Annotated in this window: 6 protein-coding genes, 1 tRNA gene and 3 rRNA genes; 8 read left to right on the forward strand and 2 right to left on the reverse strand. The window is 52.0% G+C overall.

The window, feature by feature from the left end:
* Positions 1–482: 482 nt before the first annotated feature.
* From LH22_RS02435 to rrf, 4 genes are all read left to right on the forward strand, one after another.
* Positions 483–2,023 (forward strand): 16S ribosomal RNA (locus LH22_RS02435).
* 89 nt (positions 2,024–2,112) lie between these two features.
* A tRNA-Glu gene (locus LH22_RS02440) sits at positions 2,113–2,187 on the forward strand.
* 214 nt (positions 2,188–2,401) lie between these two features.
* A 23S ribosomal RNA gene (locus tag LH22_RS02445) occupies positions 2,402–5,309 on the forward strand.
* Positions 5,310–5,535: 226 nt separating this feature from the next.
* Positions 5,536–5,651, forward strand: a 5S ribosomal RNA gene (gene rrf / locus LH22_RS02450).
* Together the 16S, 23S and 5S rRNA genes with 1 tRNA gene alongside form the textbook arrangement of a ribosomal RNA operon.
* A gap of 141 nt (positions 5,652–5,792) precedes the next feature.
* On the opposite strand, the gene mobB is transcribed toward rrf, so the two are convergent.
* Positions 5,793–6,299, reverse strand: a complete 507-nt coding sequence (gene mobB / locus LH22_RS02455) for a molybdopterin-guanine dinucleotide biosynthesis protein MobB (protein WP_038643994.1) — start codon at positions 6,297–6,299, stop codon at positions 5,793–5,795.
* Entirely contained in the window at positions 6,299–6,871 is a 573-nt protein-coding gene (gene mobA / locus LH22_RS02460) for a molybdenum cofactor guanylyltransferase MobA (RefSeq protein WP_038643996.1), read from the reverse strand. Before mobA ends, mobB begins: the two co-directional genes overlap by 1 nt.
* Before the next feature lie 70 nt (positions 6,872–6,941).
* On the opposite strand from mobA, the gene LH22_RS02465 reads away from it, so the two are divergent.
* The 4 genes from LH22_RS02465 (at position 6,942) to polA (ending at position 12,062) form a co-directional block, all read left to right on the forward strand.
* Positions 6,942–7,217, forward strand: a complete 276-nt coding sequence (locus LH22_RS02465; RefSeq protein WP_038643998.1) for a YihD family protein — start codon at positions 6,942–6,944, stop codon at positions 7,215–7,217.
* Between the two features lie 46 nt (positions 7,218–7,263).
* Positions 7,264–8,250, forward strand: a complete 987-nt coding sequence (locus LH22_RS02470; protein ID WP_038643999.1) for a serine/threonine protein kinase — start codon at positions 7,264–7,266, stop codon at positions 8,248–8,250.
* Between the two features lie 26 nt (positions 8,251–8,276).
* A complete protein-coding gene (gene dsbA, locus LH22_RS02475) occupies positions 8,277–8,906 on the forward strand; it encodes a thiol:disulfide interchange protein DsbA (protein WP_038644001.1) in 630 nt (209 codons plus the stop codon).
* 366 nt (positions 8,907–9,272) lie between these two features.
* Positions 9,273–12,062 carry a DNA polymerase I gene (gene polA, locus LH22_RS02480; protein WP_038644002.1) on the forward strand — a complete coding sequence of 930 codons (2,790 nt, stop codon included), beginning with the start codon at positions 9,273–9,275 and terminating at the stop codon, positions 12,060–12,062.
* Positions 12,063–12,233 lie beyond the last annotated feature (171 nt).

The following is a 12,233-nucleotide window of genomic DNA, read 5'->3' on the forward strand; positions in this document are numbered from 1 at the left end:
TGCTTATACGCGTGACGCTGATTTGTGCCGCTTAACGGGGGCTTTTGACTGATTATTGATCGAGAAATGTCTGTTTTTAGCCTGTTCGGTTAAAAAAGGAGCGCTCAGTCAATTTTTTGCAATAAATCCTTGTCAGCTCCGAATAACTCCCTATAATGCGCCACCACTGAGACGGCAAAGCGGCAACGCAGACGGCTCAGCAGGGAGTGAAGAAATTCATCCCGCCGGAGAAAAACGCTGAAAAAAACGTTTGACTCTGAAAGAGGAAAGCGTAATATACGCCACCTCGCAACAGCAGCTTAAGGCGTTGATTGCACCGCTCTTTAACAATTTATCAGACAATCTGTGTGGGCACTCGCAGGATTGATATCAGCGTCTCCGGACGTAAAAAATATCAAGTCTCACGAGTGAACACATAATGAAATTCATTATGACGTTTTACAGATGAGCATCGCTGCACTTGTTGCAGCAAATCAAACTTTAAATTGAAGAGTTTGATCATGGCTCAGATTGAACGCTGGCGGCAGGCCTAACACATGCAAGTCGAACGGTAGCACAGAGAGCTTGCTCTTGGGTGACGAGTGGCGGACGGGTGAGTAATGTCTGGGAAACTGCCCGATGGAGGGGGATAACTACTGGAAACGGTAGCTAATACCGCATAACGTCTTCGGACCAAAGTGGGGGACCTTCGGGCCTCACACCATCGGATGTGCCCAGATGGGATTAGCTAGTAGGTGGGGTAATGGCTCACCTAGGCGACGATCCCTAGCTGGTCTGAGAGGATGACCAGCCACACTGGAACTGAGACACGGTCCAGACTCCTACGGGAGGCAGCAGTGGGGAATATTGCACAATGGGCGCAAGCCTGATGCAGCCATGCCGCGTGTATGAAGAAGGCCTTCGGGTTGTAAAGTACTTTCAGCGGGGAGGAAGGCGTTAAGGTTAATAACCTTGGCGATTGACGTTACCCGCAGAAGAAGCACCGGCTAACTCCGTGCCAGCAGCCGCGGTAATACGGAGGGTGCAAGCGTTAATCGGAATTACTGGGCGTAAAGCGCACGCAGGCGGTCTGTCAAGTCGGATGTGAAATCCCCGGGCTTAACCTGGGAACTGCATTCGAAACTGGCAGGCTAGAGTCTTGTAGAGGGGGGTAGAATTCCAGGTGTAGCGGTGAAATGCGTAGAGATCTGGAGGAATACCGGTGGCGAAGGCGGCCCCCTGGACAAAGACTGACGCTCAGGTGCGAAAGCGTGGGGAGCAAACAGGATTAGATACCCTGGTAGTCCACGCCGTAAACGATGTCGACTTGGAGGTTGTGCCCTTGAGGCGTGGCTTCCGGAGCTAACGCGTTAAGTCGACCGCCTGGGGAGTACGGCCGCAAGGTTAAAACTCAAATGAATTGACGGGGGCCCGCACAAGCGGTGGAGCATGTGGTTTAATTCGATGCAACGCGAAGAACCTTACCTACTCTTGACATCCAGCGAATTCGGTAGAGATACCTTAGTGCCTTCGGGAACGCTGAGACAGGTGCTGCATGGCTGTCGTCAGCTCGTGTTGTGAAATGTTGGGTTAAGTCCCGCAACGAGCGCAACCCTTATCCTTTGTTGCCAACGGGTTATGCCGGGAACTCAAAGGAGACTGCCAGTGATAAACTGGAGGAAGGTGGGGATGACGTCAAGTCATCATGGCCCTTACGAGTAGGGCTACACACGTGCTACAATGGCGCATACAAAGAGAAGCGACCTCGCGAGAGCAAGCGGACCTCATAAAATGCGTCGTAGTCCGGATTGGAGTCTGCAACTCGACTCCATGAAGTCGGAATCGCTAGTAATCGTAGATCAGAATGCTACGGTGAATACGTTCCCGGGCCTTGTACACACCGCCCGTCACACCATGGGAGTGGGTTGCAAAAGAAGTAGGTAGCTTAACCTTCGGGAGGGCGCTTACCACTTTGTGATTCATGACTGGGGTGAAGTCGTAACAAGGTAACCGTAGGGGAACCTGCGGTTGGATCACCTCCTTACCTGAAGATACCTTCCCGCGCAGTGCTCACACAGATTGTCTGATAGAAAAGTAATGAGCAAGACGGCTGCGAAGTCGTGACACTATCGTGTCCCCTTCGTCTAGCGGTTAGGACTCCGCCCTTTCACGGCGGCAACAGGGGTTCGAATCCCCTAGGGGACGCCACTTGCTTGGTGACAGGTGAAAGGTGTCTCCACGGTATCTCAAAACCAGCTTACGAGCTGCGTTTGAGATATTTGCTCTTTAACAATCCGGAACAAGCTGAAAATTGAAACGACACGTCGCGTTCATTCTCCGTAATAAGAATGAATAAACGATGTGTTCGAGTCTCTCAAATGCTTGCAGTCTGCATGCGTTGTAAAACGCCTGTGGGTTGTGAGGTTAAGCGACTAAGCGTACACGGTGGATGCCCTGGCAGTCAGAGGCGATGAAGGACGTGCTAATCTGCGTAAAGCGTCGGTAAGGTGATATGAACCGCTACAGCCGACGATGTCCGAATGGGGAAACCCGGTGCACTCTGTGCATCATCGCAACATGAATACATAGTGTTGCGAGGCGAACCTGGGGAACTGAAACATCTAAGTACCCAGAGGAAAAGAAATCAACCGAGATTCCCCCAGTAGCGGCGAGCGAACGGGGAACAGCCCAGAACCTGAATCAGTTTGTGCATTAGTGGAAGCGTCTGGAAAGTCGCAGGGTACAGGGTGATACTCCCGTACACAAAAATGCACATACTGTGAGTTCGAAGAGTAGGGCGGGACACGTGGTATCCTGTCTGAATATGGGGGGACCATCCTCCAAGGCTAAATACTCCTGACTGACCGATAGTGAACCAGTACCGTGAGGGAAAGGCGAAAAGAACCCCGGCGAGGGGAGTGAAACAGAACCTGAAACCGTGTACGTACAAGCAGTGGGAGCCTGATTTGTCAGGTGACTGCGTACCTTTTGTATAATGGGTCAGCGACTTATATTCTGTAGCAAGGTTAACCGTATAGGGGAGCCGCAGGGAAACCGAGTCTTAACTGGGCGTTAAGTTGCAGGGTATAGACCCGAAACCCGGTGATCTAGCCATGGGCAGGTTGAAGGTTGGGTAACACTAACTGGAGGACCGAACCGACTAATGTTGAAAAATTAGCGGATGACTTGTGGCTGGGGGTGAAAGGCCAATCAAACCGGGAGATAGCTGGTTCTCCCCGAAAGCTATTTAGGTAGCGCCTCGTGAACTCATCTTCGGGGGTAGAGCACTGTTTCGGCTAGGGGGCCATCCCGGCTTACCAACCCGATGCAAACTGCGAATACCGGAGAATGTTATCACGGGAGACACACGGCGGGTGCTAACGTCCGTCGTGAAGAGGGAAACAACCCAGACCGCCAGCTAAGGTCCCAAAGTCATGGTTAAGTGGGAAACGATGTGGGAAGGCACAGACAGCCAGGATGTTGGCTTAGAAGCAGCCATCATTTAAAGAAAGCGTAATAGCTCACTGGTCGAGTCGGCCTGCGCGGAAGATGTAACGGGGCTAAACCATGCACCGAAGCTGCGGCAGCGACGCTTAGGCGTTGTTGGGTAGGGGAGCGTTCTGTAAGCCGTTGAAGGTGTGCTGTGAGGCATGCTGGAGGTATCAGAAGTGCGAATGCTGACATAAGTAACGATAAAGCGGGTGAAAAGCCCGCTCGCCGGAAGACCAAGGGTTCCTGTTCAACGTTAATCGGAGCAGGGTGAGTCGACCCCTAAGGCGAGGCTGAAAAGCGTAGTCGATGGGAAGCAGGTTAATATTCCTGCACTTGGTGTTACTGCGAAGGGGGGACGGAGAAGGCTAGGTTATCCGGGCGACGGTTGTCCCGGTTTAAGCATGTAGGCGGAGAGTTTAGGTAAATCCGGACTCTTTTTAACGCTGAGGTGTGATGACGAGTCACTACGGTGGTGAAGTAACTGATGCCCTGCTTCCAGGAAAAGCCTCTAAGCTCCAGGTAACACGAAATCGTACCCCAAACCGACACAGGTGGTCAGGTAGAGAATACCAAGGCGCTTGAGAGAACTCGGGTGAAGGAACTAGGCAAAATGGTGCCGTAACTTCGGGAGAAGGCACGCTGGCGCGTAGGTGAAGGGACTTGCTCCCCGAGCTGAAGCCAGTCGAAGATACCAGCTGGCTGCAACTGTTTATTAAAAACACAGCACTGTGCAAACACGAAAGTGGACGTATACGGTGTGACGCCTGCCCGGTGCCGGAAGGTTAATTGATGGGGTTATCCGCAAGGAGAAGCTCTTGATCGAAGCCCCGGTAAACGGCGGCCGTAACTATAACGGTCCTAAGGTAGCGAAATTCCTTGTCGGGTAAGTTCCGACCTGCACGAATGGCGTAATGATGGCCAGGCTGTCTCCACCCGAGACTCAGTGAAATTGAAATCGCTGTGAAGATGCAGTGTACCCGCGGCAAGACGGAAAGACCCCGTGAACCTTTACTATAGCTTGACACTGAACATTGAGCCTTGATGTGTAGGATAGGTGGGAGGCTTTGAAGCGTGGACGCCAGTCTGCGTGGAGCCAACCTTGAAATACCACCCTTTAATGTTTGATGTTCTAACGTAGGCCCGTGATCCGGGCTGCGGACAGTGTCTGGTGGGTAGTTTGACTGGGGCGGTCTCCTCCCAAAGAGTAACGGAGGAGCACGAAGGTTGGCTAATCCTGGTCGGACATCAGGAGGTTAGTGCAATGGCATAAGCCAGCTTGACTGCGAGAGTGACGGCTCGAGCAGGTGCGAAAGCAGGTCATAGTGATCCGGTGGTTCTGAATGGAAGGGCCATCGCTCAACGGATAAAAGGTACTCCGGGGATAACAGGCTGATACCGCCCAAGAGTTCATATCGACGGCGGTGTTTGGCACCTCGATGTCGGCTCATCACATCCTGGGGCTGAAGTAGGTCCCAAGGGTACGGCTGTTCGCCGTTTAAAGTGGTACGCGAGCTGGGTTTAGAACGTCGTGAGACAGTTCGGTCCCTATCTGCCGTGGGCGCTGGAGAATTGAGGGGGGTTGCTCCTAGTACGAGAGGACCGGAGTGAACGCACCACTGGTGTTCGGGTTGTCATGCCAATGGCATTGCCCGGTAGCTAAGTGCGGAAAAGATAAGTGCTGAAAGCATCTAAGCACGAAACTTGCCCCGAGATGAGTTCTCCCTGACCCCTTGAGGGTCCTGAAGGGACGTTGAAGACGACGACGTTGATAGGCCGGATGTGTAAGTGCAGCGATGCATTGAGCTAACCGGTACTAATGACCCGTGAGGCTTAACCTTACAACGCCAGAGGCGTTTTTTGAGAGACGCAACAGATTTTCAGCTTGATTCATCCGGATAAAAGAATTAGCGATGTCCTGCGGACTTAAGTCCGAAGGATTTTGCGCTGAGGCAAGGCGCCGACCGAGACGGAACGAAGGAGCATACTGAAGTATGTGACTGAGTTACGCGAGGGAGAGCAACGCAGCATCAGCACAAAAGACACAGGACATGGCACCAAGATTTGCCTGGCGGCTGTAGCGCGGTGGTCCCACCTGACCCCATGCCGAACTCAGAAGTGAAACGCCGTAGCGCCGATGGTAGTGTGGGGTCTCCCCATGCGAGAGTAGGGAACTGCCAGGCATCAATTAAGTGAAGAAACCCTGAACGCAAGTTCAGGGTTTTTTTACGTCTGTAGCCAGGGGATAGTCCATGTTTTTCTTACGTCTGTAGCCAGGAGATTTTACGTCTGAAATTCAGCCAGTCCCGCAAAAATCCTCCCGCTTACTGACCCGTTCTTAGCCAGTTTTCGATAAAATCAGCCACGCTAAGCGGATGATTAATATCAAGAAGAGGGTAGTCGATCGCCAGTTTCTTATCGCTGGCCAGCGCAATCACATATCCATCCAGTAAATCAGCTACTTCACCTTTGACACCACGCCGCCACAGCGCGATTTTGGCTACAGGTTCATCTTTAAAGCCTTCAACCAGCACAAGATCCAGCGCAGAATGATCCATCCGCGCGGTCAGTTCCGTCAGACCCAACGGCTTATCTGGGGTCTCGCACATCAGCGCCCAGCGCTGATCGCTGGCAACAATCACCTGATCGGCACCCGCTTTTCGCAGCAGATAGCTATCTTTTCCCGGCGTATCGATGTCCATTCGATGATGGGTATGTTTAATTAATCCAGTACGGATGCCACGCGCCTTGAGTAGAGGAATCACCTGCTGCAGCAAGGTGGTTTTACCGGTGCCGCTCCACGCGACAATAGCCAGTAATGGCACACCCATCAGTGCTTCTCCTCATCAACCAAATCGTCCGGCGTATTAATATTGCGAAACGCAGATTCAGGATCCGCGAACGTCACCGCATGCCCACCGTGTTCATGTAAGAACTGCATTAAACGCCGCTCACCCCGCAGCAGCCAGGCTTCAAGATCTTCCGCTAATGATCGATTCACCAGCGCCAGGGCAGGATGATCGCGCAGAATTGATCTTACCCAAACCGCAGGCGCATCGCCGCGCTGCTGCCATAAACGTGCAACGAAGTCCTCCGGTAACCAGGGCGTATCACAGGCACAAAAGGCGACCCACTCGGTCTTACTGTGCTGCAAGCCACTTAACATGCCTGCCAACGGACCGGGGTAATCTGGCATCGAATCAGTAACGACCTGACAACCGCTAGCCTGATAACGATCAATGTTACGGTTGGCGCTTATCAACACAATATTGACCTGTGGCATCAAACGCTGCAGAACGTGCTGATAAAGCGGTTTGCCCTGCAACTCCAGCAGCCCTTTATCCTGGCCGCCCATACGACTGCCTTGCCCACCTGCGAGGATCACGCCGGTAAATGCGGTCATTTTCGTCTCCTTGATCAAACTGGACGATACTTGCATAACGGCAGCCTACCACTGCATAGAGGAATCAATGATGAAATATCACCGACTTAATGAATTGTTTGAACTCCTGCAACCGGCCTGGCAAAAGGAGTCAGACCTTAACCTGCTGGCATTTTTACAGAAACTGGCGCAGGAATCAGGCTTCAGTGGCCCATTAAGTGAATTAACCGATGACATATTGATTTACCATCTCAAAATGCGTGACGCTGGCTGCGATGCGGAAATTCCCGGACTGAAAAAGGATTATGAAGTGGACTTCAAAACCGCGCTATTACGTGCACGCGGTGTGATTAAGGATGATGAGTAGTGTTATCCTTGCGCATTCCTTGCAACGGTAACACACAGGCAAAATGATGAGCGAAGCCGCCTTTAATTTCCAGACGCTGGACCCCGATGTCATCCTGGATGCACTTTGGGATGCGGGTCTGCGTGTCGAATCAGGCTTAACCGCCCTCAATAGCTACGAAAACCGTGTCTATCAGTTTAGTGATGACGACAAACGTCGCTATGTGGCTAAGTTCTATCGGCCACAACGCTGGAGTGCGCAACAAATTCTGGAAGAGCATCAGTTCACGCATGATCTGCTGGCCGATGAAGTACCTGTTGCTGCACCACTGGCATTGCAGGGCAGTACGCTTAACCACCATGCCGGTTTTATGTTTGCCGTTTTCCCAAGCCTGGGTGGGCGACAGTATGAAACCGATAATGAAGAACAGATGGAGTGGGTGGGCCGATTTCTCGGGCGTATCCATCAAACGGGTCGCCAAAGCCTGTTTCAACAGCGGCCAACGTTCGGCCTGGAAGAGTATGTCTTACAACCTCGCCAGGAGCTGGAGCAAAGCACGCTGGTACCGGCTGCCCTGAAGGATGCGCTGCTGAACGCCGTTGATAAACTTATCGGCACCTTACAGCAGCGCTGGCATGATAAATGGCAGCCGCTCAGGCTGCATGGCGACTGCCATCCAGGTAATATCCTGTGGCGCGATGGACCGATGTTTGTCGATCTTGACGATGCGCGCAACGGGCCTGCAGTGCAGGATCTGTGGATGCTGGTAAACGGCGATCGTCAGGAACAGCTGATTCAGTGGGATATTCTGCTGGAAGCTTATAATGAATTCAGTGACTTTGATTTACATGAATTGTCACTGATTGAGCCTTTACGCGCTATGCGCATGGTTTATTATTTGGCCTGGGTGGTTCGCCGCTGGCAGGACCCGGCTTTTCCGCGCGCCTTTCCCTGGATGACCGATGAGGATTTCTGGCGCCGACAGATTGCACTATTTATCGAGCAGGAGAGGCTGTTACATCAACCCCCGTTGCAGCTTAGCCCGCAATTTTAATGAAGTACTCAGGAGATTTTTTCACGATGAAAAAGATTATGTTTGCGCTGGTAGGTTTAATGCTGGCATTTGGCGCCTCAGCGGCACAGTTTAATGACGGCAAACAATTCGTCACACTGCCAAAGCCGGTTGCTGGTGAGCCACAGGTACTGGAGTTCTTCTCCTTCTTCTGCCCGCACTGCTACCAGTTCGAACGCGTCTATCACGTGAGTGATGCCGTGAAAAAGAACCTGCCAGCAGACACTAAAGTGACTAAATATCACGTTGATTTCCTCGGCGGAGACTTTGGTCCTGTTGTGACTCAAGCCTGGGCGGTAGCGATGGCGCTGGGCGTGGAAAGCAAAGTCACTGCACCGATTTTCGACGGTATTCAGAAAACCCAAACCATCACCGATGCGGCTAGCCTGAAAGCCACCTTCATCCAGGCGGCGGGTATCTCGTCAGAAGATTATGATGCAGCGTGGAATAGCTTTGCGGTGAAAGCATTGGTTGCACAGCAGCAGAAAGCGGCGTCCGATCTTAATCTTCAGGGCGTGCCAGCCATCTTCGTGAACGGCAAATATATGGTGAACAACGGCGGTCTGGATACCAGCTCTATGGACAATTTCGTTGCCGATTACGCCAACGTAGTGAAATTCCTGGTTGAGAAGAAGTAATTAAGCGCGAATAAACGCCGGCGATGTCGGCGTTTTACGCCCTTACTGATGACGTAATCATGATATCCCTGTTAACCCTCCGCTTAATATCCACATGGACGATCACCTTTTCAAAAAGGCGCACTTCATCACGGTAAGTTAATAACAAATTGAAAAACAATAACTTTTATCTGTAAAATGATTGCAATAAGCGTAAATAACAATACGTTATGAATTTTACGCACAAAGTTATCCACAGACCGATCCTTGCGATCCACTCCGCGTAACGACGAAAAAGATCCTGACAACCCTGCTCTGATTCAACATTCCTCTCTGGTTGTGGCATCCTTATAGCCCTCATTATCGCAACGAAGAAAATACGAACCTATGGCGCAAATTGCAGAAAATCCCCTGATTCTGGTAGACGGATCCTCTTATCTCTACCGGGCGTATCATGCCTTTCCGCCGCTGACCAACAGTGCAGGCGAGCCCACGGGCGCGATGTACGGTGTGCTCAACATGCTGAAAAGTTTGCTGATGCAGTATCAGCCGAGCCATGTGGCCGTGGTCTTCGATGCGAAAGGTAAAACTTTCCGCGATGAATTATTCGAGCACTACAAATCGCATCGTCCGCCAATGCCCGACGATCTGCGTGCACAGATCGAGCCGCTGCACGAGATGGTCAAAGCGATGGGATTACCGCTGCTGGCGGTGACTGGCGTTGAGGCTGATGATGTGATTGGTACTCTGGCACTGGAAGCAGAAAAGCAGGGCCGTGCGGTGCTGATCAGCACTGGCGATAAAGATATGGCGCAGCTGGTCACGCCGGGCATTACGCTGATTAACACCATGACTAATACCGTATTGGGCCCGGAAGAGGTCGAGCAGAAATATGGTGTGCCACCTTCACTGATTATCGATTTCCTCGCCATGATGGGTGACAGCTCGGATAACATTCCGGGTGTGCCTGGCGTGGGTGAGAAGACTGCACAGGCGCTGCTGCAGGGCTTAGGCGGTATGCAGTCAATTTATGACAACCTGGATAAAGTGGCGGACCTCTCGTTCCGTGGCGCGAAGACCATGGCAGCGAAGCTGGAGCAGAACCGCGAGGTCGCATTCCTGTCCTATCAGCTGGCGACCATTAAGACTGACGTAGAACTGGAACTGGGTTGTGAGCAACTCACCGTCAACGAGCCGGACGTTGAAAAACTGCAGAATCTCTTCGGCCGCTATGAATTTAAACGTTGGATCAGCGATTTACAGGACGGTAGCTGGCTGCAAGGCAAAAAGAGCAATGTGCAGGCACAGAAATCACTGGCTACTGAATCTGCGGTTGAGGCTGTTGAAACAGCCAGCGTGCTGTCATCTGACGGCTACGTCACTATTCTCGATGAGGCAACCTTCGACGAGTGGCTGCAAAAATTGAAAAAAGCAGAACTTTTTGCCTTCGATCTGGAAACCGATTCTCTGGATAGCTGGAGTGCCAACATTGTCGGCCTCTCCTTTGCGGTTGCGCCGGGTGAAGCGGCTTATCTTCCGGTGGCTCATGATTATCTTGATGCGCCAGCCCAACTGGATCGCAATGACGTGTTGAAGCAGCTAAAACCGTTACTGGAAGACGCTAAATCTGCAAAAGTCGGCCAGAACCTCAAATACGATCGTGGCGTGCTGAAGAACTACGATATTGAGCTGAACGGCATTAAATTCGACACCATGCTGGAATCCTATTGCCTGAGCAGCGTCGGCGGTAAACATGATATGGATAGCCTGGCTTCGCGCTGGCTGAACCATAAAACCGTCACCTTCGAAGAGATTGCCGGTAAAGGAAAAAATCAGCTGACCTTCAACCAGATTGCTATTGAGCAGGCCGCTCATTACGCAGCAGAAGACGCAGACGTCACGTTGCAGCTGCATCTTAAAATGTGGCCGAAGCTGGAGCAGGAAGCGGGTCCCAAACAGGTCTTCACTGATATCGAAATGCCGCTGGTGACTGTGATTTCACGCATTGAGCGCAACGGCGTGTTGATCGATCAAAACATTCTGGCCAAACACTCGCAGGAGCTGACCACGCGTCTGGCGGAACTGGAGTTGAAAGCGCATGAGCTGGCAGGTGAGCCGTTTAATCTCTCCTCCACCAAGCAGCTGCAGACCATTCTGTTTGAAAAGCAGGGCATCAAGCCTACCAAGAAAACCCCTGGCGGCGCACCGTCTACCAGCGAAGAAGTGCTGGCTGAACTGGCGCTCGACTATCCGCTGCCCAAAGTGATTCTGGAACATCGTGGCCTGTCTAAGCTGAAGTCGACCTATACCGACAAACTGCCTTTGATGATCAATCCGATGACTGGCCGCGTGCATACCTCCTATCATCAGGCGGTCACGGCTACCGGGCGTCTCTCATCTACCGATCCCAACCTGCAAAACATCCCAGTGCGTAACGATGAAGGTCGTCGTATTCGTCAGGCCTTTATTGCGGGTAAAGATAATCGCATCGTCGCGGCTGACTACTCGCAAATTGAGCTGCGCATCATGGCGCATCTGTCGCAGGATAAAGGCCTGCTGGATGCGTTTGCGCAGGGTGAAGACATTCACCGTGCAACGGCGTCAGAAGTCTTTGGAGTCGCGCTGAGCAAGGTATCAGGTGAGCAACGCCGAAGTGCCAAGGCAATTAACTTTGGCTTGATTTACGGCATGAGCGCCTTCGGTCTGTCGCGCCAGCTCAACATCGGCGCAGGCGAAGCGAAAAAGTATATGGATCTCTATTTTGAGCGTTATCCGGGCGTACTGCGTTACATGGAAGAGACGCGCACTCAGGCGGCAGAGAAGGGTTATGTGGAGACACTGGATGGTCGCCGCCTGTGGTTACCGGATATCAGCTCCAGTAACGCTATTCGCCGTAAGGCAGCAGAGCGCGCGGCGATTAACGCCCCGATGCAGGGCACCGCAGCGGACATTATCAAACGCGCGATGATCGCCGTGGATGGCTGGTTACTGCAACAGCAGGATGATGCCGTGAAAATGATCATGCAGGTACACGATGAACTGGTGTTTGAGATCCATAAGGATGCGGTAGAGAGTGCCAGTGCGACGATCCGTCAGCTGATGGAGGGCAGCATGAAGCTGGATGTTCCACTGCAGGTTGAAGTCGGAACGGGCGATAATTGGGATCAGGCGCACTAAGAAAACATTGTCGGCGGTATATCCATGCCGCTGACATCGTCATAAGAAAAAAGTTTACTTAATCGGTTCAGCAACGATGTAAAGCCGCTTGTTAAATGCGCATTTTGTAACTGCCTATCGGCTAAGCATTTTTTTAGTAATTAAACTACACGCCTTAAGCCAAAGTGTGAC

It is taken from the genome of Pantoea rwandensis, from assembly GCF_000759475.1.
In the GTDB taxonomy this organism is placed as follows: Bacteria; Pseudomonadota; Gammaproteobacteria; order Enterobacterales; family Enterobacteriaceae; genus Pantoea; species Pantoea rwandensis_B.

Bases quoted from the DNA above. Each gene is read 5' to 3' on its own strand.
- mobB (WP_038643994.1), bottom strand. From the start codon at position 6,299: ATGGGTGTGCCATTACTGGCTATTGTCGCGTGGAGCGGCACCGGTAAA.
- mobA (WP_038643996.1), bottom strand. From the start codon at position 6,871: ATGACCGCATTTACCGGCGTGATCCTCGCAGGTGGGCAAGGCAGTCGT.
- dsbA (WP_038644001.1), top strand. From the start codon at position 8,277: ATGAAAAAGATTATGTTTGCGCTGGTAGGTTTAATGCTGGCATTTGGC.
- polA (WP_038644002.1), top strand. From the start codon at position 9,273: ATGGCGCAAATTGCAGAAAATCCCCTGATTCTGGTAGACGGATCCTCT.
- LH22_RS02465 (WP_038643998.1), top strand. From the start codon at position 6,942: ATGAAATATCACCGACTTAATGAATTGTTTGAACTCCTGCAACCGGCC.
- LH22_RS02470 (WP_038643999.1), top strand. From the start codon at position 7,264: ATGAGCGAAGCCGCCTTTAATTTCCAGACGCTGGACCCCGATGTCATC.